The following is a 21444-nucleotide window of genomic DNA, read 5'->3' as shown; positions in this document are numbered from 1 at the left end:
AGCAGGTGAAAGGCCCCCGGAGCCTCCCGCTCCGGGGGCCTTCGCCATTCCCCGGCCCGCCGAACTTCAACCCCGCCGGCCTCAGTCCCTCGGGCTCAGCCCCGCCACGGCCAGCCGGAACAGCCGGTCCGCGCGGGCGGCCGGGTCGGGGTGGTGCTCGGTCGCCAGGACGATGCCGACGGCCAGGGTGACCAGGTCCGAGACGGTGACGTCCGCCGCCACCGCGCCGTCGCGCGCGGCGCGGTGCAGCAGGGGGCCGGCGGCCTCCTCCATCGCCGCCGAGCAGCTGTTCTCGTGCACCGGGTCGGGTTCCGCGCCGTCGTAGGACAGGGCGGCCGCCAGGCCCCGGGCGGTGACGCAGTAGGCGACGAGCTCGCCCAGCCACCCCAGGAGCGCCGCCCGGCTGTCCTCCCCGCCGGCCAGTTCGCGGGCACGGGCGCCCAGCGCCTCGATCCGCTCCGCCGAGACCGCCTCCAGCAGCGCGCGGCGGGTGGGGAAGTGCCGGCGCACGGTCGCCGAGCCGACCCCGGCGGTGCGGGCGATCTGCTCCAGGGAGGCGTTCGCGCCGTGGGCCGCGACCTCCTGCTCGGCCACGGCGAGGATGCGCGCGTAGTTGCGCCGGGCGTCGGCGCGTTGGCGGTCGGGCATGGCGTGATCTCCGAGCTTGCTAAGTGGCGGACCCCGCCGTATCGTACCGGAAGGTAAACGGCGGACCCCGCCATTTATCTTCCGAGCCCTGAGGAGAGTCATGTCCGCAGCTCACGCGCCCGTCCTGGTCACCGGCGCCACCGGCAAGCAGGGCGGCGCGACCGCCCGCGCCCTGCTCGCGGCGGGTGTTCCCGTCCGAGCCCTGGTGCGCGAACCGGACGGTGACCGGGCCAGGGCCGTCGAGGCGCTCGGCGCCGAACTGGTCACCGGCGACCTGCGCGACCGCGACTCCGTGGTCCGGGCCGCCGAGGGCGTTCGCGCCGTCTTCTCCGTCCAGATGCCCCCCTTGACCGAGGCCGGGTTCGACTTCGAGGGCGAGGTGGCGCAGGGGGTCAACCTCGTCGAGGGCGCGAGGGCCGCCGGGGTGCCGCAGTTCGTGCACACGTCCGTCTGCGGCGCGGGTCAGCACACCGAGGCGCCCGGCTGGGCCGAGGGCCGGTGGGCGTCGATGGAGGCCACCCTGGGCGCCAAGAGCGCGATCCAGGACCGGGTCCGGGCGGCCGGCTTCCCCCGCTGGACGATCCTCAAGCCGGGCTTCTTCATGGAGAACTTCCTGCCCGAAGCGGCGTTCCTGTTCCCGCGCGGCGTCGAAGGGGGCCTCGTCAGCGTGCTCAGGCCCGACACCCGGCTGGCCCTGGCCGCGGTGGACGACATCGGTCGGGCGGCCGCCGCGGCCGTCGCCGCGCCGGAGCGGTTCCACGGGGTGGAGCTGGAGCTGGCGAGCGACCGCCTGTCGATGGCGGAGATCGCCGAGGTCCTCTCCCGCGCCCTGGGCACGCCCCTGTCCGCGCCGGACCTGACCGAGGAGGAGGCCCTCGCCGCCGGGATGCCGGCCATGGGCGTCTCGCACGAGTGGATGAACGGCGTGGACATGCCCGGCCGCCCGCAATACGCGCGGGACCTCGGCATCCCCCTCACGGGCTTCGACGCGTGGGCCCGGGAGCACCTCGCGGCGGTGCGGTCCTAGGGGCGGGACTCGGCGAGGGCGCGGGACTCGGCGACCAGCCGGTCGGCGCCGCGCGGACCGACGGCCGGAACGCCCGCCACCGGGGTCCCGGCGACCGCGATCAGCACATCGCGCGCCCTTCGACGCGGCTCATCCGGGGCCAGGCCGGCGCGCTCCGGCGGCGCCGTGCCGCTCAGCTTGCGGTGCACCTCGTCCAGCAGGCCGCGCGTCCGGCCGGCCCGGCGCAGCTCCAGCACGACGTGCAGCACCTCGTGCAGCCGGGCGGCGTCCAGGAGCATCCGCGGCTCCTGGCTGTGGATCGCGAGCACGCCCTCGCGCGCCCACGCCTTCACGGTCTTCTCGGTCAGCGCCAGCAGCTCGCCGGCGACCACGGGCCGCACCGGCGGCGCGCCGCGCAGGGCCTTGGCCACCACGCCGTGCAGCTTGCGGCGGCGCTCGTCGTCCTCCGACAGGCTGGACGCGACCTCTTCGATCTCCTCGACCTGCTGGAACAGGTCCCGTATCCGAGCGGCTTCAGTGGCGACGGACATGGTGGACCTCCTCTGGGCACTGCCGATCGTCGACCCGTTGTCGGCAGTGGTAACCGCGGTGGTGGTGGTCCCGGGCGCGGGACCACCACCGGGCGCGATCAGGACGAGAAGAAGAGCCCGCCCAGGCCGCGGTGCTTGCGGTGACCGTAGTGGCCGCCACCGCCGTAGCCCCAGGCAGGCGGGGGCGGCTGCTGCACGTAGTGCACCTGCTGCGGCGCGTGCGCGGCGGGCGGCGGCGGGGGCGGCGGGGCCACCTGCTGCTCCAGCCGGGTGATGGCCTCCAGCTCGCCGTAGTCGAGGAAGACCCCGCGGCAGCCGTCGCACTGCTCGATGTGCACGCCCATGCGGTCGAACGTGCGCATATTCCCGTGACACTTGGGGCACTGCATCGTGTGAGCCTCCTGCTCTCCGAGCGATGTGCCCGATATTAGCCGCGCCGCATCGGTGCGCGCGTGGACACGATGCGAGCGCAAGCCTCCAACAGCGCATCCTGAGCACCGTTCAACTCCGTGCCGTCACGCTCCGCCGCGCACAGTGCCCGCGCGGCCATCTGCACCACCAGCGCCCGCGCCGGCACCTCCAGCGCCGACCACGGGTCGTCCCGCGGCACGCCCGTGCCGCCCGCCCGGTGGTAGGCCCCGAGCAACCGGCCCCACGCCGCGGCGTCGAGCACGCCCGCCAGGTGCAGCGCGGCGGGCCGGGCCAGGTCCCACGCCGGGTCGCCGACGCCGAGGTCGTCCAGGTCGATCAGCCGGAGCGCGCCGTCCCGCCGCACGAGCTGGCCCAGGTGCCAGTCGCCGTGGATCAGCGCCGTGCCGGCCGCGGGGACGTCGGGCAGCGTCGCCGCCGCCCGCCGCACCAGGTCGGCCGCCCCGGTGTCGAGGGTCAGGTCCCGCACCGCGCGCCGCATCCGGGGCCACGCGCCCGCCGCCGGCACGGGCGGCGCGAAGTCGGTCGCCGCGAACCGGTGCAGCTCGGCCAGCATCCGCCCGGCGGCCTCCATCGGCAGCTCCTCCGGCTCGGCCTGCGGCACCGGGTCGCCCAGCGGCCACGCCGTCACCACGCGCCCCGCCACCACCTCCGGCCCCAGCAGCGGCGGCAGCAGGAGGCCGCCCAGGCGGGGGTCGGCGGCCAACCGCAGCCGCCCGGCCAGCTCGACGGGGTCCGTGCCGCCCTCGTGGGCCTTGAGCACCACGTCGCCGACCCGGACCACCACGACGTCGCCGCGCACCGCGAGCACCTCGGGCGCGGCGGCGGGCCTCGCGAGGGCGGCGTCGGGTCCCACGAGCGCGGCCATGCCCGCGACCAGATCGGAGTTCACCCGTTCAGTGTGCCCCGTTCACCGGGTCGGGACTGGCGATCACCCCACCGGTGCTGACCTGCGGGGAGCGCGGCACGTCACCACCTGATCGGGAATGAGCGGGACGGGTGCGGCGTTGAACGGGACGCGGGTGTCAAGGGTGAGCGGTATCCGTTTTGACCCCTGGGAACCGGCCGGGGTATCTTTGGTACTCGTGCCCGACCCATGTCGGGCCGCTCCGCGTGCCTACGCGCCAGTGGTGCTGGAAAGCCGGCCGCGGTGACCTCCACGCGCAGGGGCATCCTGGGATGTTGCCTGCGGACCTGAGGTGTGGTGCTTGATCCGCCCGGCTTCACCGGCAGGGGCGCGACACGCCCGACCTCGGGTGCAGAGAGGGACCAGGTAAACAGAGCTCGCCGCCCATGCGACGAGCACGCGAACGGAAGAAGCAGCCGGCGTATGCCAACGATCCAGCAGCTGGTCCGCAAGGGCCGGCAGGACAAGGTCGCCAAGCAGAAGACCGCGGCGCTCAAGGGCAGCCCGCAGCGGCGCGGTGTGTGCACCCGCGTCTACACCACCACGCCCAAGAAGCCGAACTCGGCGCTGCGCAAGGTCGCCCGCGTGAAGCTGACGAGCGGCATCGAGGTCACGGCCTACATCCCGGGTGAGGGTCACAACCTCCAGGAGCACTCGATGGTGCTCGTCCGCGGTGGTCGTGTGAAGGACCTCCCGGGCGTCCGCTACAAGATCATCCGTGGTTCCCTCGACACGCAGGGCGTGAAGAACCGCAAGCAGGCTCGCAGCCGGTACGGCGCGAAGAAGGAGAAGAGCTGATGCCCCGCAAGGGACCGGCCCCGAAGCGGCCGCTGATCTCCGACCCGGTCTACAGCTCTCCGCTGGTGACCCAGCTCATCAACAAGGTGCTGGTCGACGGCAAGCGCTCCGTGGCCGAGCGGATCGTGTACGGCGCCCTCGAAGGCGCCCGCGACAAGACCGGCACCGACCCGGTCGTGACGCTGAAGCGCGCCCTCGACAACGTCAAGCCCTCGCTGGAGGTGAAGTCCCGCCGCGTCGGTGGCGCCACCTACCAGGTGCCCATCGAGGTCAAGCCGGGCCGCTCGACCACCCTCGCGCTGCGCTGGCTGATCACCTTCTCCCGGCAGCGCCGCGAGAAGACCATGATCGAGCGCCTGATGAACGAGCTGCTCGACGCGAGCAACGGCCTGGGCGCGAGCGTCAAGCGCCGCGAGGACACCCACAAGATGGCCGAGTCGAACAAGGCCTTCGCCCACTACCGCTGGTGACGTGCCGCCAGGCGGGGGAACCCCGAGTGCCCCCCGCCTGGCGCCTCCCGGCCCTAGTGAGCCTGCTGACCAGCTAGCTCAAGACAGGGGAAACACCCGTGGCACAGGATGTGCTCACCGACCTGGCCAAGGTCCGCAACATCGGGATCATGGCCCACATCGACGCGGGCAAGACCACGACGACCGAGCGGATCCTCTTCTACACGGGGATCAGCTACAAGATCGGCGAGGTCCACGACGGCGCCGCGGTGATGGACTGGATGGAGCAGGAGCAGGAGCGCGGCATCACCATCACGTCCGCCGCGACGACCTGCTTCTGGAAGAACCACCAGATCAACCTGATCGACACGCCGGGCCACGTGGACTTCACCGTCGAGGTGGAGCGCAACCTCCGCGTCCTCGACGGCGCCGTTGCCGTGTTCGACGGCAAGGAGGGCGTCGAGCCCCAGTCCGAGCAGGTCTGGCGCCAGGCGACCAAGTACGACGTCCCGCGCATCTGCTTCGTCAACAAGATGGACAAGCTCGGCGCGGACTTCTACTTCACCATCCGCACCATCTCCGAGCGCCTGGGCGCCAAGCCCCTGCCGATCCAGATCCCGATCGGCGCCGAGAGCGACTTCATCGGCGTCGTCGACCTGGTCGAGATGCGGGCGCTGACCTGGCGCGGCGAGGTCCAGAAGGGCGAGGACTACACGGTCGAGGAGATCCCGGCCGACCTCGTCGACCGGGCCAACGAGTACCGCGAGCAGCTCATCGAGGCCGTCGCGGAGACCGACGACGCGCTGATGGAGCAGTACCTCGGTGGCGAGGAACTGACCGTCGAGCAGATCAAGTCGGGCATCCGCAAGATCGTCACCGACGGTTCCGCGTACCCGGTGCTGTGCGGCTCCGCGTTCAAGAACAAGGGCGTCCAGCCCATGCTCGACGCGGTCATCGACTTCCTGCCGTCGCCGATGGACCTGCCGCCGGTCGAGGGCACGCTCCAGGACGGTGAGACGCCGGCGTTCCGCAAGTCCGAGAGCACCGAGCCGTTCTCCGCGCTGGCGTTCAAGATCGCCGTGCACCCGTTCTTCGGCAAGCTCACCTACATCCGGGTCTACTCGGGTCGGGTCTCCTCCGGCACCCAGGTCATCAACTCGACCAAGGACCGCAAGGAGCGCATCGGGAAGATCTTCCAGATGCACGCCAACAAGGAGAACCCGGTCGACGAGGCCATCGCGGGCCACATCTACGCCGTGATCGGCCTGAAGGACACCACCACCGGTGAGACGCTCAGCGACCCGCAGTCGCCCATCGTGCTGGAGTCCATGACCTTCCCCGAGCCGGTCATCCAGGTGGCGATCGAGCCCAAGACGAAGGCCGACCAGGAGAAGCTGGGCACCGCGATCCAGAAGCTGGCCGAGGAGGACCCGACCTTCCGGGTCAACCTGGACCAGGAGACCGGCCAGACCATCATCGCCGGCATGGGCGAGCTCCACCTGGACATCCTGGTGGACCGCATGCGCCGCGAGTTCAAGGTCGAGGCCAACATCGGCAAGCCGCAGGTGGCGTACCGGGAGACCATCCGCCGCAAGGTGGAGAAGTACTCCTACACCCACAAGAAGCAGACCGGTGGCTCCGGCCAGTTCGCGAAGGTCCTCATCGACCTGGAGCCGCTGGAGAAGCAGGAGGACGGCGCGCTCTACGAGTTCGTCAACTCCGTCACCGGTGGCCGCATCCCCCGGGAGTACATCCCGTCGGTGGACGCCGGCGCGCAGGACGCGATGCAGTACGGCGTGCTCGCGGGCTACCCGCTGGTGGGCGTCAAGCTGACCCTGCTCGACGGCGCCTACCACGAGGTCGACTCCTCGGAAATGGCCTTCAAGATCGCCGGCTCCATGGCGCTCAAGGAGGCCGCTCGCCAGGCCAGCCCCGTCCTGCTGGAGCCGCTGATGGCCGTCGAGGTCACCACGCCCGAGGACTACATGGGCGACGTGATCGGCGACTTGAACTCCCGCCGCGGCCAGATCCAGGCCATGGAGGAGCGCAGCGGCACCCGCGTCGTCAAGGCGCTGGTCCCGCTGTCGGAGATGTTCGGGTACGTCGGCGACCTGCGGTCCAAGACCCAGGGTCGCGCGAACTACTCGATGACGTTCGACTCCTACGCAGAGGTTCCCGCGAACGTCTCGAAGGAGATCATCGCGAAGGCGACGGGCGAGTAACCCCAACCGGAGCACCGCAGCACCACGCGGGCTCTCCGGGGTGAAAAGTCCCTGGGGTCCGCACAACCCTTGACGTGACGCCCGGCGGGTCGGGACAACTCCGGCCCGCCGGGTACAGCACCAGAAGTCCAGGAGGACAATCCAGTGGCGAAGGCGAAGTTCGAGCGGACGAAGCCGCACGTCAACATCGGCACCATCGGTCACATCGACCACGGCAAGACGACGCTGACCGCGGCGATCTCCAAGGTCCTGCACGACAAGTACCCGGACCTCAACCCCTTCACGCCGTTCGACCAGATCGACAAGGCGCCGGAGGAGAAGCAGCGCGGCATCACCATCTCGATCGCGCACATCGAGTACCAGACCGACAAGCGCCACTACGCGCACGTCGACTGCCCCGGTCACGCCGACTACATCAAGAACATGATCACCGGTGCGGCGCAGATGGACGGCGCCATCCTGGTGGTCGCGGCGACCGACGGCCCGATGCCGCAGACCAAGGAGCACGTGCTCCTGGCCCGCCAGGTCGGTGTGCCCTACATCGTGGTGGCCCTGAACAAGGCCGACATGGTGGACGACGAGGAGATCCTGGAGCTCGTCGAGCTCGAGGTCCGCGAGCTGCTCTCCGAGTACGAGTTCCCGGGTGACGACCTGCCGGTGGTCCGCGTCTCCGCGCTGAAGGCGCTGGAGGGCGACGCCGAGTGGGGCGAGAAGCTCATCGGCCTGATGGACGCCGTGGACGAGAACATCCCGGAGCCCGAGCGCGAGGTCGACCGGCCGTTCCTGATGCCGGTCGAGGACGTGTTCACCATCACCGGTCGTGGCACCGTGGTGACCGGCCGCATCGAGCGCGGCATCATCAAGGTCAACGAAGAGGTCGAGATCGTCGGCATCAAGGAGACCTCGAAGAAGACGACGGTCACCTCGATCGAGATGTTCAAGAAGTTCCTCGACGAGGGCCGCGCGGGCGACAACGCCGCCCTGCTGCTCCGCGGCATCAAGCGCGAGGAGGTGGAGCGCGGCATGGTGATCGTGAAGCCGGGCACCACCACCCCGCACACCGAGTTCGACGCGCAGGTCTACATCCTGTCGAAGGACGAGGGCGGTCGCCACACGCCGTTCTTCAACAACTACCGCCCGCAGTTCTACTTCCGCACCACCGATGTGACCGGCGTCGTGACCCTCCCCGAGGGCACCGAGATGGTCATGCCGGGCGACACCACGTCGATGGCCGTGAAGCTGATCCAGCCGATCGCCATGGACGAGGGTCTGCGGTTCGCCATCCGCGAGGGTGGCCGGACCGTCGGCGCGGGCTCGGTCACCAAGATCATCAAGTGATCTAGCTCCACATCTCACCCCCGGATTTGGTTCGCGCACGTCTGTGTGCAACTATTGACGGGTTGCTCGTCGGGGCGGCCGGTTCGAGTTCTGGACTCGGCCGCCCCGTCACGAGCGGGGTTTGATCGGGCAAGAAAAAATCCCACGGGTTGCATCAGTGGGACCGGGCCATGGCCGGGCGGGCGACACGCCCGACCGCGTGGACCGGGCACCGTGACACCGCTCGGTGTCAGTCCTGAATAGGGGGCGGAGCGCGCCGGAGGTCCCGTGACCTCGCGAAAGGTGCCCGCACCGCGGCGGTACTAGAAGCAGAGGAACGGCAAGCCATCATGGCGGGACAGAAGATCCGCATCCGGCTCAAGGCCTACGACCACGAGGCGATCGACGCGTCCGCGCGCAAGATCGTCGAGACCGTGACGCGCACCGGCGCTCGGGTCGTCGGGCCTGTGCCGCTGCCCACCGAGAAGAACGTTTACTGCGTCATCCGCTCGCCGCACAAGTACAAGGACTCGCGCGAGCACTTCGAGATGCGCACGCACAAGCGTCTGATCGACATCCTCGACCCGACGCCGAAGACGGTGGACGCGCTCATGCGCATCGACCTGCCGGCGAGCGTCGACGTCAACATCCAGTAAGCGTTGGACGCGGCAGTGTTGATCCCTTTTGGGGCGGAGAGCAAAGAGACTCATGTCTGACAGGCAGGTTAAGGGCCTCCTGGGCACCAAGCTCGGCATGACTCAGGTCTTCGACGAGAACAACCGGGTCGTCCCGGTGACCGTCGTCAAGGCCGAGCCGAACGTGGTCACCCAGGTTCGGACCCAGGAGAACGACGGCTACTCGGCCGTGCAGTTGGCCTTCGGCGCCATCGACCCGCGCAAGGTGAACAAGCCCGTCGCGGGGCACTACGCGAAGGCCGGCGTGACGCCGCGCCGCCACCTGGCGGAGCTGCGCACCACGGACGCGTCCGAGTACACGGTCGGCCAGGAGATCACCGCAGAGGTGTTCGAGGCCGGCGCGGTGGTCGACGTGGTCGGCACCAGCAAGGGCAAGGGCACCGCGGGTGTCATGAAGCGCCACGGCTTCGCCGGCCTCGGCGCGAGCCACGGCACCCAGCGCAAGCACCGCTCGCCCGGCTCGATCGGCGGCTGCGCCACGCCCGGCCGCGTGTTCAAGGGCCTGCGCATGGCGGGTCGCATGGGCCACGTGCGCGTGACGACCCAGAACCTCAAGGTGCACAGGGTTGACGCCGAGTCCGGCCTGCTGCTCATCAAGGGCGCGGTTCCCGGTCCCAAGGGCGGCACCGTGTTCATCAAGACCGCTGCGAAGGGTGGTGCCTGATCATGACGTCCGTTGAGGTCCGCACCCCGGACGGCAAGGCCGACGGCTCCGTCGAGCTGCCCGCGGCCGTCTTCGACGCGCAGGCCAACGTGGCGCTGCTGCACCAGGTCGTCGTGGCCCAGCTGGCCGCGGCCCGCCAGGGCACGCACTCCACGAAGACCCGCGGCGAGGTGTCCGGCGGTGGCAAGAAGCCGTACCGGCAGAAGGGCACCGGTCGCGCCCGCCAGGGCTCGACCCGCGCGCCGCAGTTCGCCGGCGGTGGCGTCGTCCACGGCCCGCAGCCGCGCGACTACAGCCAGCGCACCCCCAAGAAGATGAAGGCCGCCGCCCTGCGCGGCGCCCTCTCCGACCGGGCGCGCGCCGGCCAGGTGCACGTGGTGAGCGGTTTCGTCACCGGCGACACCCCGTCGACCAAGTCGGCCCGCAAGGTGCTGGGGACGGTCACCGAGGCCCGCCGCGTGCTGGCGGTGCTGCTGCGCACCGACGAGGTCTCGTGGGTGAGCCTGCGGAACCTGCCGCACGTGCACATCATCGCCCCCGACCAGCTGAACACCTACGACGTGCTGGTCAACGACGACGTGGTGTTCACCAAGGACGCGCTCGACGTCTTCCTGGCGAGCAAGGCCCAGCAGGGCAAGGGCTCCGCCGAGGCGACCGCCACCGCGTCCGACGTGGACGAGGAGGCCGCGAAGTGATCCCCGACCACAGGGACATCCTGCTCGCGCCGGTCATCTCCGAGAAGTCCTACGGGCTCCTGGAGGAGAACAAGTACACCTTCGTGGTGGCTCCCGGCTCGAACAAGACCCAGATCAAGATCGCCGTGGAGAAGGTCTTCGGCGTCAAGGTCGTCAGCGTCAACACGATCAACCGCCAGGGCAAGCGCAAGCGCACCCGGACGGGCTACGGCAAGCGCAAGGACACCAAGCGCGCCATCGTGACGCTGTCCGCCGAGAGCAAGCCGATCGAGATCTTCGGCGGCCCGGCCGCCTGATGACGACGAGGACTGCGTAGAGATGGGCATTCGCAAGTACAAGCCGACGACTCCGGGTCGTCGCGGTGCGAGCGTCTCCGACTTCGCCGAGATCACTCGGTCGACGCCGGAGAAGTCGCTGGTCCGCCCGCTGCACGGCCGTGGTGGCCGCAACGCGTCGGGCAAGATCACCACTCGCCACAAGGGCGGCGGTCACAAGCGGGCCTACCGCCTGATCGACTTCCGCCGCACCGACAAGGACGGCGTGCCGGCCAAGGTCGCGCACATCGAGTACGACCCCAACCGCACCGCGCGCATCGCGCTGCTGCACTACGCCGACGGCGAGAAGCGGTACATCATCGCGCCGTCCAAGCTCCAGCAGGGCGACCGGATCGAGAACGGCCCCAAGGCCGACATCAAGCCGGGGAACAACCTGCCGCTGCGCAACATCCCGGTCGGCACGGTGATCCACGCGATCGAGCTCCGCCCCGGCGGCGGCGCGAAGATCGCCCGCTCGGCGGGCGCCAGCGTGCAGCTCGTCGCCAAGGACGGCCCCTACGCCCAGCTGCGGATGCCCTCGGGCGAGATCCGCAACGTGGACGTCCGGTGCCGCGCCACGGTCGGCGAGGTCGGCAACGCCGAGCACCAGAACATCAACTGGGGCAAGGCCGGCCGCATGCGGTGGAAGGGCAAGAAGCCCACCGTCCGCGGTGTCGCCATGAACCCGGTCGACCACCCGCACGGTGGTGGTGAGGGCAAGACCTCCGGTGGTCGCCACCCGGTGAACCCGGCCGGCAAGCCCGAGGGCCGCACGCGCCGCCGCAACAAGCCAAGCGACAAGCTCATCGTCCGGCGTCGTCGCACCGGTAAGAAGCGCTGAGCAGGGAGGGAGTGAAGGATGCCTCGCAGCCTTAAGAAGGGCCCCTTCGTGGACGACCACCTGCTCAAGAAGGTGGACGTCCTCAACGAGTCGGGCAAGAAGACCGTCATCAAGACCTGGTCCCGCCGGTCGACGATCATCCCCGACATGCTGGGCCACACGATCGCGGTGCACGACGGCCGCAAGCACGTGCCGGTGTTCGTCACGGAGGCGATGGTCGGGCACAAGCTCGGCGAGTTCGCCCCGACCCGCACGTTCAAGGGTCACATCAAGGACGACCGGAAGTCGCGCCGCCGCTAAGGCGACGAACTAGAGGAAGAGCAAGGGGAAGCAGCGATGAACGCCCGCAACGAAGCCGAAGCGCCGGAGCTCCCGCGCGCCGTGGCTCGGGCTCGCTACGTCCGCGACACGCCGATGAAGGTGCGTCGCGTCGTCGAGCTCATCAGGGGTCGTAGCGCCAGCGAGGCCCTGGCCGTGCTCCAGTTCGCGCCGCAGGCGGCATCTGAGCCGGTCCGCAAGGTGCTCGCGAGCGCCGTGGCCAACGCCGAGAACAACCTGTCCCTCGACCCCGACACCCTGTGGGTGTCGAAGGTCTACGTGGACGAGGGTCCGACCCTCAAGCGGTTCCGCCCGCGCGCCCAGGGCCGCGCCTACCGGATCCGCAAGCGGACGAGCCACATCACCGTCGAGGTGGAGAGCCGTCCCAAGAAGACCAGCGCGAAGGGGAACCGGTAGTGGGCCAGAAGATCAACCCGCACGGCTTCCGGCTGGGGATCACCACCGACTGGAAGTCCCGCTGGTACGCCGACAAGCAGTACGCCGAGTACGTGGCCGAGGATGTCAAGATCCGGAAGCTGCTCTCGAAGGGCATGGAGCGTGCCGGCATTTCCAAGGTGGAGATCGAGCGCACCCGTGACCGGGTCCGCGTCGACATCCACACCGCCCGGCCGGGCATCGTCATCGGCCGCCGCGGCGCCGAGGCCGACCGCATCCGCGGTGAGCTGGAGAAGCTCACCAAGAAGCAGGTGCAGCTCAACATCCTCGAGGTGAAGAGCCCGGAGTCGGACGCGCAGCTCGTCGCGCAGGGCGTGGCGGAGCAGCTGTCCAACCGCGTGGCGTTCCGCCGCGCGATGCGCAAGGCCATCCAGTCGGCCATGCGCTCGCCGCAGGTCAAGGGCATCCGCGTGCAGTGCGGTGGCCGTCTCGGCGGCGCCGAGATGTCCCGCTCGGAGCACTACCGCGACGGTCGCGTGCCGCTGCACACGCTGCGCGCGGACATCGACTACGGCTTCTTCGAGGCCCGCACCACGTTCGGCCGCATCGGCGTGAAGGTGTGGATCTACAAGGGTGACGTGGTCGGCGGCATCTCCGCCAAGCGCGAGCGCGACGCCGCACCGTCGGCCGAGCGCGCGCCGCGCCGCGACCGCGGTGAGCGCCCGAACCGGGCCCGTCGCTCCGGTGCCAGCGGCACCACCGCGACCAGCACCGAGGCGGGGCGCGCAGCGCAGGCAAGTGATCAGACGACCGGTGACGTTGCCGCGAGCAACGCCCCCGACGTCGCGAAGACGGAGGGCTGAGTAGTGCTCATCCCGCGCAGGGTCAAGCACCGCAAGCAGCACCACCCCGGTCGGTCCGGTGCTGCCAAGGGCGGCACGAGGGTCACCTTCGGTGAGTTCGGCATCCAGGCACTGGAGCCGGCCTACGTGACCAACCGGCAGATCGAGTCGGCTCGTATCGCCATCACCCGGCACATCCGCCGTGGTGGCAAGGTCTGGATCAACATCTTCCCGGACCGCCCGCTGACGAAGAAGCCCGCCGAGACCCGCATGGGTTCCGGCAAGGGCTCCCCCGAGTGGTGGGTGGCCAACGTCAAGCCGGGTCGGGTGCTCTTCGAGATGAGCTTCCCGAACGAGGCCGTGGCCCGCGAGGCGCTCCGCCGCGCGATCCACAAGCTCCCGATGAAGTGCCGCATCGTCACGCGTGAGGGTGGTGAGTTCTGATGGCAGCGGGTACCACCGCTTCCGAGCTGCGTGAGCTCACCGAGGAAGAGCTCGTGCTGCGCCTGAGGGAGGCGAAGGAGGAGCTGTTCAACCTCCGCTTCCAGATGGCCACCGGGCAGCTCGACAACAACCGCCGCCTGCGGACGGTCCGGCACGAGATCGCCCGGATCTACACCGTGATGCGGGAGCGGGAGCTGGGCCTGTCGTCCTCTCCCGACGCGGTTTCCACTGGTGAGGGTGCGGCATGAGCGAGAACAACGAAGTGACCGAGACCGAGACCGAGGCCCGCAACTACCGCAAGGTCCGCGAGGGCTACGTCGTGTCCGACAAGATGGACAAGACGGTCGTGGTGGCGCTGGAGGACCGCAAGAAGCACCGCCGCTACTCCAAGGTGCTGCGCTCCACCACCAAGGTGAAGGCGCACGACGAGCAGAACTCGGCCGGCGTCGGCGACCGCGTCCTGCTGATGGAGACCCGGCCGCTGTCGGCCACCAAGCGCTGGCGCCTCGTCGAGATCCTCGAGAAGGCCAAGTAAAGCTGTAAGACCGAGCCCGTCAGGTCGGAAATCTGGCGGGCCAGGAATGGTCAGGAGAAGTCAGTGATCCAGCAGGAGTCGCGGCTGCGCGTCGCCGACAACACCGGTGCGAAGGAAATCCTTTGCATCCGTGTTCTCGGTGGCTCCGGCCGCCGCTACGCGGGCATCGGGGACATCATCGTCGCCACGGTGAAGCAGGCCATCCCCGGCGCCGGCGTGAAGAAGGGTGACGTCGTCAAGGCCGTCGTCGTCCGCACCGTCAAGGAGAAGCGCCGTCCCGACGGCTCTTACATCCGGTTCGACGAGAACGCCGCGGTGCTGATCAAGAACGACAACGAGCCGCGCGGCACCCGCATCTTCGGCCCGGTCGGCCGAGAGCTGCGCGACAAGAAGTTCATGAAGATCATCTCGTTGGCGCCGGAGGTGCTCTGACCATGAAGGTCAAGAAGGGCGACACCGTCGTGGTCATCGCCGGCAAGGACAAGGGCGCGCGCGGCAAGGTCATCCAGGCCTACCCCGCCGACAACCGCGTCCTGGTCGAGGGCGTCAACCGCATCAAGAAGCACACCCGGATCACGCAGACCCAGCGCGGCGCGCAGTCGGGCGGCATCGTGACCCAGGAGGCCCCCATCCACGTGTCCAACGTGATGGTGGTCGACTCGGACGGCAAGCCGACCCGCGTTGGTTACCGGACGAACGACGAGGGCAAGCGGGTGCGCATTTCCCGTCGTAACGGGAAGGACATCTGATGACCACCGCAGAGAAGACCACGCCGCGCCTCAAGACGCGGTACCGCGAGGAGATCGCGGCCGAGCTGCGCAAGCAGTTCGAGTACGCCAACGTCATGCAGACCCCCGGCGTGGTGAAGGTCGTCGTCAACATGGGTGTCGGCGACGCCGCCCGCGACGGCAAGCTGATCGAGGGCGCCGTCAAGGACCTGTCGATCATCACCGGCCAGCGCCCCGAGGTCCGTCGGGCCCGCAAGTCGATCGCGCAGTTCAAGCTGCGCGAGGGCATGCCGATCGGCGCGCGCGTCACGCTGCGCGGCGACCGCATGTGGGAGTTCCTGGACCGCCTGCTGACCATCGCCCTCCCGCGCATCCGCGACTTCCGCGGCCTCTCGGGCAAGCAGTTCGACGGCAACGGCAACTACACGTTCGGTCTCAACGAGCAGTCGATGTTCCACGAGATCGACCCGGACGCCATCGACCGCCCCCGCGGCATGGACATCACGGTCGTCACCACCGCCACGAACGACGAGGAGGGCCGGGCGCTGCTGAAGCTCCTGGGCTTCCCGTTCAGGGAGAACTGACATGGCCAAGAAGGCGCTGATCAACAAGGCCGCGGCCAAGCCGAAGTTCAAGGTGCGGGGCTACACCCGCTGCCAGCGCTGCGGGCGCCCGCACTCGGTGTTCCGCAAGTTCGGCCTGTGCCGGATCTGCCTCCGCGAGATGGCCCACCGGGGCGAGCTGCCCGGTGTGAGCAAGTCCAGCTGGTAGTCCCAGCGCGGCGGCAGGTTTTTTTCTCACTCCACTTCGCTGTAGGCCCGCTCACGACCCGGCTCCCGCGGGACACCCGCACCGAGCCGCGGACCCTGACTGGGGAACCGCAGCGAGAAAGGTTGACCAGGTCACCATGACGATGACCGACCCGATCGCAGACATGTTGACGCGTCTGCGGAACGCGAACTCGGCTTACCACGACAAGGTCGTGATGCCGCACTCGAAGTTGAAGGCCAACATCGCCGAGATCCTCAAGCGCGAGGGCTACATCGCGAGCTACGGCGATGAGCAGGGCGAGGTTGCCAAGAACCTGGTGATCGAGCTGAAGTACGGCCCGAACCGGGAGCGCAGCATCGCCGGCCTCCGCCGCGTGTCGAAGCCCGGTCTGCGCGTCTACGCGAAGTCGACCAACCTGCCGAAGGTCCTCGGTGGTCTGGGCGTCGCGATCATCTCGACCTCTGGCGGTCTCATGACCGACCGCCAGGCCAACAAGTCCGGCGTGGGCGGCGAAGTCCTCGCCTACGTCTGGTAAGGGAGGGGGACCAGGCATGTCGCGCATCGGGAAGTTGCCGATCACCGTCCCCTCCGGGGTCGACGTGAACATCGCGGGCCGGGAGGTCAACGTCAAGGGGCCGAAGGGCACCCTGTCGCTGACCATCGCCGAGCCGATCATCATCGAGAAGGCCGAGGACGGCACCCTCGAGGTCAAGCGCCCGAACGACGAGCGCCGCAGCCGCTCGCTCCACGGCCTGTCCCGCACGCTGGTGCAGAACATGGTCGTCGGCGTGACGCAGGGCTACGAGAAGAAGATGGAGATCCACGGCGTCGGCTACCGCGTGGCGCTCAAGGGCTCCGACCTGGAGTTCGCGCTGGGCTACAGCCACCCGGTGAAGGTCGAGGCCCCCGCGGGCATCACCTTCGCGGTGGAGACCCCCACCCGCTTCTCCGTGTCCGGCATCGACAAGCAGCTCGTGGGCGAAGTCGCCGCCAACATCCGCAAGCTGCGCAAGCCCGACCCGTACAAGGGCAAGGGCGTGCGCTACGCGGGCGAGAAGATCCGCCGCAAGGTCGGAAAGACGGGTAAGTGACATGAGCGAGACTGCAACGAAGCGCAAGCCGGTGGGCAAGGACATCTCGACCACTCGCCGCATCGCCAAGACCCGCCGTCACTTCCGCCTCCGCAAGAGGGTCAGCGGCACCGCGGAGCGCCCGCGCCTGGCGGTGCACCGGTCGTCGAAGCACATCTCCGTGCAGCTGATCGACGACCTGTCCGGCCACACCCTGGCCGCTGCTTCCTCCGTGGAGGCGGACGTCCGGGCGCTGGAGGGCGACAAGAAGGCCCGGGCCGCGAAGGTCGGCGAGCTGGTCGCCGCCCGCGCCAAGGAGGCCGGTGTCTCCAAGGTCGTGTTCGACCGCGGCGGCAACGCCTACCACGGTCGGATCGCGGCCCTGGCCGACGCCGCCCGCGAGGCGGGGCTGGAGTTCTGACAATGCACATCACTGGAATTGAGAGGGACGCCTGATGCCAGGACGCACGCGTCGCGAAGGCGGCGGGGGCGAGCGCGGAGAGCGTCGCGACCGTCGTGACGGCGGCCGCGGCGGCGCGGCCCAGGAGAAGACCCCGCACCTGGAGCGCGTGGTTGCGATCAACCGCGTCTCCAAGGTCGTCAAGGGTGGTCGTCGGTTCAGCTTCACCGCCCTGGTCGTCGTCGGCGACGGCGACGGCATGGTCGGTGTCGGCTACGGCAAGGCCAAGGAAGTGCCGGCGGCGATCGCCAAGGGTGTGGAGGAGGCGAAGAAGAACTTCTTCCGCGTCCCCCGCATCGCGGGCACGATCCCTCACCCGGTCCAGGGCGAGAAGGCGGCCGGCGTCGTCCTGCTGCGCCCGGCCTCGGCCGGTACCGGCGTCATCGCCGGTGGCGCCGTCCGCGCGGTGCTGGAGTGCGCCGGCGTCCACGACGTGCTGAGCAAGTCGCTGGGCTCCGACAACGCCATCAACATCGTGCACGCCACCGTGGCGGCCCTGAAGGGCCTCCAGCGTCCCGAGGAGGTGGCCGCCCGTCGCGGTCTGCCCCTGGAGGACGTGGCGCCCGCCGGCATGCTGCGCGCTCGTGCAGGGGCGGGGGTCTGACGTGGCTCAGCTCAAGGTCACCCAGGTCAAGAGCAGCATCGGTACCAAGCACAACCACCGTGAGTCCCTCCGGACCCTGGGGTTGCGCAAGATCCGCCAGTCGGTGGTCCGCGAGGACACGCCGCAGGTCCGCGGCCTGATCCACGCCGTGCGCCACCTGGTGGTCGTCGAGGAGGTCCAGTCGTGACCATCAAGATCCACGACCTGCGTCCGGCCCCCGGTGCCAAGACCGCGAAGACCCGCGTGGGTCGCGGTGAGGGCTCCAAGGGCAAGACCGCCGGCCGAGGCACCAAGGGCACCGGCGCGCGGAAGAACGTCTCGCCGCGCTTCGAGGGTGGCCAGATGCCGCTGCACATGCGGCTGCCGAAGCTGAAGGGCTTCCGCAACCCGTTCCGCACCGAGTACCAGGTGGTGAACGTGGGCGACATCGCGCGCCTGTTCCCCGACGGTGGCCGGGTGGACGTGGACGCCCTGATCAACGCCGGCCTGGTGCGCAAGAACCAGCTGGTGAAGGTCCTCGGCGACGGCGACCTCAACGGCGTCAAGGTCGATGTCGTCGCCAACAAGTTCTCCGGCAGCGCGGTGGAGAAGATCGCCGCAGCCGGCGGCACGCACGTAGTGCTCTAACCAGGCACCAAGCACCAAGAACGGCCCCCGGGAGCACACGCTCCCGGGGGCCGTTCCGCTACGTGCGCCAGCACGCACACACCACCCCCAGCTCGTGTCCTCCCGTATGGCCTGGGCTGCGCCCAGGCCATACGGGAGGACACGAGCCCACGCCCTTCCCCTCCTGGCGGCCTGCCCAGCGGCGAGCGCCGCTTTATCTTTCAAGCCCGTGAACCCCGCCCGTTAACTCTTACCTCGCCCCACCAACCAAGACGCTCCAGGACCGTTCGCGCACAGCAGAAAACCCCTTGCCGCCCCGAGCTACCGTGCGCCCATGTGGCTGGCCATCTTCTTCGGGGCGTCGGTCCTGGTCGCCCTGACCCCGGGCGCGAACAACCTCCTCGGCATGCACCACGCGGTCCACCACGGCCCGGCCAAAGCCGTCACCGCCCTCCTGGGCAGACTGGCCGCCTTCGCCGTCATGATCACCGCGGTGGTGGCCGGCCTGGGCCCGGTCCTGGCCGCGAGCCACCTGGCGCTGACGATCATCAAGTGGGCCGGCGTCGCCTACCTGGTGTACCTCGCGATCAGGGCGCTCACCTCCACCCCGACCGCCGAAAGCCCTGTCGGCAGGGGTCATCCGCTCCGCAAGGAGTTCCTGGTGGCGATCTCCAACCCGAAGGCCGTCCTGATCTTCACCGCCTTCCTCCCGCAGTTCGTGGACCCCTCCCGGGGCCCGATCCCCCTCCAGTTGGCCGTCCTGGGCGTGGTCTACCTGGCGGCCGAACTGCTGGCCGGAACGGCCTACGTGACCATCGGCGCGGTGATCCGCAAGGCGGGTCTGACCGGGCGGGCGAAGGCCCACCTCGACCGGGCCACCGGGGCGGTCCTCCTCGGCATGGCCGGCGCGCTGGCCACTTCCAAGGTCTGACCTCGCCGGCCCCACCGGCCGCCGAGGCCGGATCCATCGGCCACCGAACTTGATCCATTCGGGGGCTTGCGAGCCCGTGTAGTCGATCAGGTACGAACTGTGTGGGACGACTGGCTACGGCGATCGGCCTCGCGGCTGTTAGAGTCGCGGGCTGAACCCGGATGTCCTCCGGGTCGGTCGCGGCTACCCGTCGCTTCCGCCACCGTCGGCGTTGGTCGGCGGTATGCCCGCAAGACTGTGCCGGCAACACAGCCGGTACCGCACGGATGTCGACCCAGGTGGGGCGGCAACGCTGATGGAGGTTCGCGTGCTCGGCGCATTCCGCTCGGCTCTCGCGACGCCGGACCTACGCAAGAAGATCCTCTTCACCCTGGGGATCGTCGTGGTGTTCCGGTTGGGTGCGACCATGCCCGCGCCGGGCGTCTCCTTCAAGAACGTCAAACAGTGCATCGAAGAGGTCGACCAGCAGGGCGTGTACTCGCTGATCAACCTCTTCAGCGGCGGCGCGCTGCTCAACCTGTCGATCTTCGCGCTGGGCATCATGCCCTACATCACCGCGAGCATCATCGTCCAGCTCCTCACCGTGGTGATTCCGCGGTTCGAGCAGCTGAAGAAGGAAGGGCAGGCGGGTCAGGGCAAGCTGACCCAGTACACCCGCTACCTGACGATCGCGCTGGCGGTCCTCCAGTCCACGGGCATCATCGCCCTGGCGGTGCGCGACCAGCTGTTCGCCAACTGCCCCGTGCCGGTCATCCCGGACGAGAGCATCTTCAACCTGGTCGTCCTGGTGGTCGTGATGACCGCCGGCACCAGCGTGATCATGTGGCTCGGTGAGATCATCACCGAGAAGGGCATCGGCAACGGCATGTCGCTGCTGATCTTCTGCGGCATCGCGGCCCGCATCCCGATCGAGGGCAAGATCATCTGGGACCGCGGCGGCCTGACCTTCTTCCTGGTCTGCGTGGCCGCCCTGCTCATCATCGCCAGCGTCGTCTACGTGGAGCAGGCCCAGCGCCGCATCCCGGTCCAGTACGCGAAGCGCATGATCGGCCGCCGGATGTACGGCGGCACCTCGACCTACCTGCCGCTGAAGGTGAACCAGGCCGGTGTCATCCCGGTCATCTTCGCCTCCTCCCTGCTGTACCTCCCGGACCTCATCGCGCGCCTGACCGCCTCCACCGACGGTTCCGCGCCGAGCTGGTGGGAGACCTTCGTGCAGACGCACCTGGTGAGCCAGTCGAGCCCGGTGCACATCGCCCTCTACTTCCTGCTGATCGTCTTCTTCACCTACTTCTACGTCGGCATCACGTTCAACCCGGACGAGCGCGCCGACGAGATGAAGAAGTTCGGTGGGTTCATCCCGGGCATCCGACCGGGTCGACCCACCGCCGAGTACCTCCGCTTCGTCCTGGGGCGGATCACGTTGCCCGGCTCGCTCTACCTGGGCATCGTGGCCATCCTGCCGAACCTGTTCCTCGACCTCACCGGTCAGGGCCAGAACCAGAACTTCCCGTTCGGCGGCACCGCGGTGCTGATCATGGTCGGTGTCGGTCTCGACACCGTGAAGCAGATCGAGAGCCAGCTCATGCAGCGCAACTACGAAGGGTTCCTCCGCTAGTGCGAATCGTTCTCGTCGGCCCGCCCGGAGCGGGCAAGGGCACGCAGGCCCAGCTCCTCAGCAGCAAGCTCGGCGTGCCGCACATCTCCACCGGGGACCTCTTCCGCGCTCACATCAGCCAGCAGACCGACCTCGGCAAGGAGGTCCAGGAGTACCTGGACTCCGGTGAGCTCGTCCCGGACGAGGTGACCAACGAGATGGTCCGCGGGCGGCTCGCGCAGGCCGACGCCACCGGCGGGTTCCTGCTCGACGGCTTCCCGCGCAACGTCTCCCAGGCGGACGTCCTCGGCGAGATGCTGGCGGCGGCGGGCCACTCGCTGGACGCGGTGCTGGAGTTCCGGGTCGACGAGGACGTCGTGGTCGAGCGCCTGCTCGCCCGCGGCCGCACGGACGACAAGGAAGACGTGATCCGGCACCGCCAGCAGGTGTACCGGACGGAAACCGCCCCGCTGCTCGACCACTACGCCGCCATCGTCGTGCCGATCGACGCGGTCGGCGACGTGGAAGAGATCAGCGAGCGGGCCCTCCGCGCGCTGCGCGACGTGAAGTGAACGGTGTTGTCGATGCACTACGGCGCGTGGTACC

Annotated in this window: 33 protein-coding genes; 29 read left to right on the top strand and 4 right to left on the bottom strand. The window is 69.3% G+C overall.

The window, feature by feature from the left end; translation table 11 throughout:
* Positions 1–81 precede the first annotated feature (81 nt).
* Positions 82–648 (bottom strand): TetR/AcrR family transcriptional regulator, encoded by a 567-nt coding sequence (locus ABD223_RS11935; protein WP_344036152.1) that lies wholly within the window; start codon positions 646–648, stop codon positions 82–84.
* Between the two features lie 100 nt (positions 649–748).
* Here ABD223_RS11935 and ABD223_RS11930 point away from each other — a divergent pair, with 100 nt between their 5' ends.
* Positions 749–1675 carry an NmrA/HSCARG family protein gene (locus ABD223_RS11930; RefSeq protein WP_344036151.1) on the top strand — a complete coding sequence of 309 codons (927 nt, stop codon included), beginning with the start codon at positions 749–751 and terminating at the stop codon, positions 1673–1675.
* Here the strand turns inward: ABD223_RS11930 and ABD223_RS11925 are convergent.
* The 3 genes from ABD223_RS11925 to ABD223_RS11915 all read right to left on the bottom strand — a co-directional run bounded on the left by ABD223_RS11925 (position 1672) and on the right by ABD223_RS11915 (position 3526).
* Positions 1672–2205 carry a hypothetical protein gene (locus ABD223_RS11925; protein ID WP_344036150.1) on the bottom strand — a complete coding sequence of 178 codons (534 nt, stop codon included), beginning with the start codon at positions 2203–2205 and terminating at the stop codon, positions 1672–1674. The genes ABD223_RS11930 and ABD223_RS11925 overlap by 4 nt on opposite strands.
* Positions 2206–2303: 98 nt before the next feature.
* Complete coding sequence (locus tag ABD223_RS11920; RefSeq protein WP_344036149.1) at positions 2304–2594, bottom strand: TFIIB-type zinc ribbon-containing protein; 291 nt, start codon at positions 2592–2594, stop codon at positions 2304–2306.
* A gap of 38 nt (positions 2595–2632) precedes the next feature.
* Positions 2633–3526, bottom strand: a complete 894-nt coding sequence (locus ABD223_RS11915) for a phosphotransferase (RefSeq protein ID WP_344036148.1) — start codon at positions 3524–3526, stop codon at positions 2633–2635.
* Between the two features lie 438 nt (positions 3527–3964).
* Between ABD223_RS11915 and rpsL the strand changes: the two genes are divergently transcribed.
* The 28 genes from rpsL to ABD223_RS11775 all read left to right on the top strand — a co-directional run bounded on the left by rpsL (position 3965) and on the right by ABD223_RS11775 (position 21410).
* Positions 3965–4339 (top strand): 30S ribosomal protein S12, encoded by a 375-nt coding sequence (gene rpsL, locus ABD223_RS11910; protein ID WP_030473471.1) that lies wholly within the window; start codon positions 3965–3967, stop codon positions 4337–4339.
* Entirely contained in the window at positions 4339–4809 is a 471-nt protein-coding gene (rpsG, locus tag ABD223_RS11905) for a 30S ribosomal protein S7 (RefSeq protein WP_344036147.1), read from the top strand. The genes rpsL and rpsG overlap by 1 nt, the downstream gene beginning before the upstream one ends.
* 98 nt (positions 4810–4907) lie before the next feature.
* The gene (gene fusA / locus ABD223_RS11900; protein ID WP_344036145.1) at positions 4908–7010 is read left to right on the top strand and encodes an elongation factor G; all 2103 of its coding nucleotides are present in this window, start codon (positions 4908–4910) and stop codon (positions 7008–7010) included.
* 144 nt (positions 7011–7154) lie between these two features.
* The gene (gene tuf / locus ABD223_RS11895) at positions 7155–8348 is read left to right on the top strand and encodes an elongation factor Tu (protein ID WP_123745270.1); all 1194 of its coding nucleotides are present in this window, start codon (positions 7155–7157) and stop codon (positions 8346–8348) included.
* A gap of 329 nt (positions 8349–8677) precedes the next feature.
* The gene (rpsJ, locus tag ABD223_RS11890; protein ID WP_003938093.1) at positions 8678–8983 is read left to right on the top strand and encodes a 30S ribosomal protein S10; all 306 of its coding nucleotides are present in this window, start codon (positions 8678–8680) and stop codon (positions 8981–8983) included.
* 52 nt (positions 8984–9035) lie between these two features.
* A complete protein-coding gene (gene rplC, locus ABD223_RS11885; RefSeq protein ID WP_344036143.1) occupies positions 9036–9686 on the top strand; it encodes a 50S ribosomal protein L3 in 651 nt (216 codons plus the stop codon).
* Between the two features lie 2 nt (positions 9687–9688).
* Positions 9689–10381 carry a 50S ribosomal protein L4 gene (gene rplD / locus ABD223_RS11880; RefSeq protein WP_344036142.1) on the top strand — a complete coding sequence of 231 codons (693 nt, stop codon included), beginning with the start codon at positions 9689–9691 and terminating at the stop codon, positions 10379–10381.
* Positions 10378–10677 carry a 50S ribosomal protein L23 gene (gene rplW, locus ABD223_RS11875; RefSeq protein WP_073885918.1) on the top strand — a complete coding sequence of 100 codons (300 nt, stop codon included), beginning with the start codon at positions 10378–10380 and terminating at the stop codon, positions 10675–10677. The genes rplD and rplW overlap by 4 nt, the downstream gene beginning before the upstream one ends.
* Before the next feature lie 22 nt (positions 10678–10699).
* Positions 10700–11536, top strand: coding sequence for a 50S ribosomal protein L2 (gene rplB, locus ABD223_RS11870; protein WP_344036141.1), 837 nt, complete (start codon positions 10700–10702; stop codon positions 11534–11536).
* Between the two features lie 18 nt (positions 11537–11554).
* The gene (rpsS, locus tag ABD223_RS11865) at positions 11555–11836 is read left to right on the top strand and encodes a 30S ribosomal protein S19 (RefSeq protein WP_015105260.1); all 282 of its coding nucleotides are present in this window, start codon (positions 11555–11557) and stop codon (positions 11834–11836) included.
* 36 nt (positions 11837–11872) lie between these two features.
* Positions 11873–12271: a 50S ribosomal protein L22 gene (rplV, locus tag ABD223_RS11860; RefSeq protein ID WP_344036140.1), complete on the top strand. Its 399-nt coding sequence runs from the start codon at positions 11873–11875 to the stop codon at positions 12269–12271.
* Complete coding sequence (gene rpsC, locus ABD223_RS11855; protein ID WP_344036139.1) at positions 12271–13113, top strand: 30S ribosomal protein S3; 843 nt, start codon at positions 12271–12273, stop codon at positions 13111–13113. Before rplV ends, rpsC begins: the two co-directional genes overlap by 1 nt.
* 3 nt (positions 13114–13116) lie before the next feature.
* Positions 13117–13536, top strand: coding sequence for a 50S ribosomal protein L16 (gene rplP, locus ABD223_RS11850; RefSeq protein ID WP_033436719.1), 420 nt, complete (start codon positions 13117–13119; stop codon positions 13534–13536).
* Positions 13536–13784: a 50S ribosomal protein L29 gene (gene rpmC, locus ABD223_RS11845; protein ID WP_344036138.1), complete on the top strand. Its 249-nt coding sequence runs from the start codon at positions 13536–13538 to the stop codon at positions 13782–13784. Before rplP ends, rpmC begins: the two co-directional genes overlap by 1 nt.
* Positions 13781–14071 carry a 30S ribosomal protein S17 gene (gene rpsQ / locus ABD223_RS11840; protein ID WP_344036137.1) on the top strand — a complete coding sequence of 97 codons (291 nt, stop codon included), beginning with the start codon at positions 13781–13783 and terminating at the stop codon, positions 14069–14071. The genes rpmC and rpsQ overlap by 4 nt, the downstream gene beginning before the upstream one ends.
* Positions 14072–14134: 63 nt before the next feature.
* Complete coding sequence (rplN, locus tag ABD223_RS11835) at positions 14135–14503, top strand: 50S ribosomal protein L14 (protein ID WP_015805282.1); 369 nt, start codon at positions 14135–14137, stop codon at positions 14501–14503.
* Positions 14504–14505: 2 nt separating this feature from the next.
* Complete coding sequence (rplX, locus tag ABD223_RS11830) at positions 14506–14820, top strand: 50S ribosomal protein L24 (protein WP_344036135.1); 315 nt, start codon at positions 14506–14508, stop codon at positions 14818–14820.
* Complete coding sequence (gene rplE, locus ABD223_RS11825; RefSeq protein WP_344036134.1) at positions 14820–15383, top strand: 50S ribosomal protein L5; 564 nt, start codon at positions 14820–14822, stop codon at positions 15381–15383. The genes rplX and rplE overlap by 1 nt, the downstream gene beginning before the upstream one ends.
* A 1-nt stretch (position 15384) precedes the next feature.
* A complete protein-coding gene (locus ABD223_RS11820) occupies positions 15385–15570 on the top strand; it encodes a type Z 30S ribosomal protein S14 (RefSeq protein ID WP_053715226.1) in 186 nt (61 codons plus the stop codon).
* 136 nt (positions 15571–15706) lie between these two features.
* A complete protein-coding gene (rpsH, locus tag ABD223_RS11815; RefSeq protein WP_344036131.1) occupies positions 15707–16105 on the top strand; it encodes a 30S ribosomal protein S8 in 399 nt (132 codons plus the stop codon).
* 16 nt (positions 16106–16121) lie between these two features.
* Positions 16122–16661, top strand: a complete 540-nt coding sequence (gene rplF / locus ABD223_RS11810; RefSeq protein ID WP_344036130.1) for a 50S ribosomal protein L6 — start codon at positions 16122–16124, stop codon at positions 16659–16661.
* Position 16662: 1 nt separating this feature from the next.
* Complete coding sequence (gene rplR / locus ABD223_RS11805) at positions 16663–17061, top strand: 50S ribosomal protein L18 (protein ID WP_344036129.1); 399 nt, start codon at positions 16663–16665, stop codon at positions 17059–17061.
* Positions 17062–17095: 34 nt separating this feature from the next.
* Positions 17096–17704 carry a 30S ribosomal protein S5 gene (rpsE, locus tag ABD223_RS11800; protein WP_037330379.1) on the top strand — a complete coding sequence of 203 codons (609 nt, stop codon included), beginning with the start codon at positions 17096–17098 and terminating at the stop codon, positions 17702–17704.
* A 1-nt stretch (position 17705) separates the two neighbouring features.
* Entirely contained in the window at positions 17706–17891 is a 186-nt protein-coding gene (rpmD, locus tag ABD223_RS11795; protein WP_033428588.1) for a 50S ribosomal protein L30, read from the top strand.
* Positions 17888–18331 carry a 50S ribosomal protein L15 gene (rplO, locus tag ABD223_RS11790; RefSeq protein ID WP_344036127.1) on the top strand — a complete coding sequence of 148 codons (444 nt, stop codon included), beginning with the start codon at positions 17888–17890 and terminating at the stop codon, positions 18329–18331. The genes rpmD and rplO overlap by 4 nt, the downstream gene beginning before the upstream one ends.
* Positions 18332–18644: 313 nt before the next feature.
* On the top strand, positions 18645–19241 hold the full coding sequence (locus ABD223_RS11785; protein WP_344036126.1) for a LysE family translocator: 597 nt from the start codon (positions 18645–18647) through the stop codon (positions 19239–19241).
* A 307-nt stretch (positions 19242–19548) separates the two neighbouring features.
* Positions 19549–20859: a preprotein translocase subunit SecY gene (secY, locus tag ABD223_RS11780; RefSeq protein WP_344036125.1), complete on the top strand. Its 1311-nt coding sequence runs from the start codon at positions 19549–19551 to the stop codon at positions 20857–20859.
* On the top strand, positions 20859–21410 hold the full coding sequence (locus ABD223_RS11775; protein WP_344036123.1) for an adenylate kinase: 552 nt from the start codon (positions 20859–20861) through the stop codon (positions 21408–21410). Before secY ends, ABD223_RS11775 begins: the two co-directional genes overlap by 1 nt.
* Positions 21411–21444: the final 34 nt, after the last annotated feature.

Source organism: Saccharothrix xinjiangensis (assembly GCF_039527585.1).
GTDB classification, from domain to species: Bacteria; Actinomycetota; Actinomycetes; order Mycobacteriales; family Pseudonocardiaceae; genus Actinosynnema; species Actinosynnema xinjiangensis.
The sequence above is the reverse complement of the archived record's forward strand: the minus strand, read 5'-3'. Positions and strand labels throughout refer to the sequence as shown.

Excerpts from the sequence above, each read along its gene's own strand:
- ABD223_RS11935 (WP_344036152.1), bottom strand. The coding sequence starts at position 648 with ATGCCCGACCGCCAACGCGCCGACGCCCGGCGCAACTACGCGCGCATC.
- ABD223_RS11930 (WP_344036151.1), top strand. The coding sequence starts at position 749 with ATGTCCGCAGCTCACGCGCCCGTCCTGGTCACCGGCGCCACCGGCAAG.
- ABD223_RS11925 (WP_344036150.1), bottom strand. The coding sequence starts at position 2,205 with ATGTCCGTCGCCACTGAAGCCGCTCGGATACGGGACCTGTTCCAGCAG.
- ABD223_RS11920 (WP_344036149.1), bottom strand. The coding sequence starts at position 2,594 with ATGCAGTGCCCCAAGTGTCACGGGAATATGCGCACGTTCGACCGCATG.
- rpsL (WP_030473471.1), top strand. The coding sequence starts at position 3,965 with ATGCCAACGATCCAGCAGCTGGTCCGCAAGGGCCGGCAGGACAAGGTC.
- rpsG (WP_344036147.1), top strand. The coding sequence starts at position 4,339 with ATGCCCCGCAAGGGACCGGCCCCGAAGCGGCCGCTGATCTCCGACCCG.
- rpsJ (WP_003938093.1), top strand. The coding sequence starts at position 8,678 with ATGGCGGGACAGAAGATCCGCATCCGGCTCAAGGCCTACGACCACGAG.
- rplC (WP_344036143.1), top strand. The coding sequence starts at position 9,036 with ATGTCTGACAGGCAGGTTAAGGGCCTCCTGGGCACCAAGCTCGGCATG.
- rplD (WP_344036142.1), top strand. The coding sequence starts at position 9,689 with ATGACGTCCGTTGAGGTCCGCACCCCGGACGGCAAGGCCGACGGCTCC.
- rplB (WP_344036141.1), top strand. The coding sequence starts at position 10,700 with ATGGGCATTCGCAAGTACAAGCCGACGACTCCGGGTCGTCGCGGTGCG.
- rpsS (WP_015105260.1), top strand. The coding sequence starts at position 11,555 with ATGCCTCGCAGCCTTAAGAAGGGCCCCTTCGTGGACGACCACCTGCTC.
- rplV (WP_344036140.1), top strand. The coding sequence starts at position 11,873 with ATGAACGCCCGCAACGAAGCCGAAGCGCCGGAGCTCCCGCGCGCCGTG.
- rpmC (WP_344036138.1), top strand. The coding sequence starts at position 13,536 with ATGGCAGCGGGTACCACCGCTTCCGAGCTGCGTGAGCTCACCGAGGAA.
- rpsQ (WP_344036137.1), top strand. The coding sequence starts at position 13,781 with ATGAGCGAGAACAACGAAGTGACCGAGACCGAGACCGAGGCCCGCAAC.
- rplX (WP_344036135.1), top strand. The coding sequence starts at position 14,506 with ATGAAGGTCAAGAAGGGCGACACCGTCGTGGTCATCGCCGGCAAGGAC.
- rplE (WP_344036134.1), top strand. The coding sequence starts at position 14,820 with ATGACCACCGCAGAGAAGACCACGCCGCGCCTCAAGACGCGGTACCGC.
- ABD223_RS11820 (WP_053715226.1), top strand. The coding sequence starts at position 15,385 with ATGGCCAAGAAGGCGCTGATCAACAAGGCCGCGGCCAAGCCGAAGTTC.
- rpsH (WP_344036131.1), top strand. The coding sequence starts at position 15,707 with ATGACGATGACCGACCCGATCGCAGACATGTTGACGCGTCTGCGGAAC.
- rplF (WP_344036130.1), top strand. The coding sequence starts at position 16,122 with ATGTCGCGCATCGGGAAGTTGCCGATCACCGTCCCCTCCGGGGTCGAC.
- rplR (WP_344036129.1), top strand. The coding sequence starts at position 16,663 with ATGAGCGAGACTGCAACGAAGCGCAAGCCGGTGGGCAAGGACATCTCG.
- rpsE (WP_037330379.1), top strand. The coding sequence starts at position 17,096 with ATGCCAGGACGCACGCGTCGCGAAGGCGGCGGGGGCGAGCGCGGAGAG.
- ABD223_RS11785 (WP_344036126.1), top strand. The coding sequence starts at position 18,645 with ATGTGGCTGGCCATCTTCTTCGGGGCGTCGGTCCTGGTCGCCCTGACC.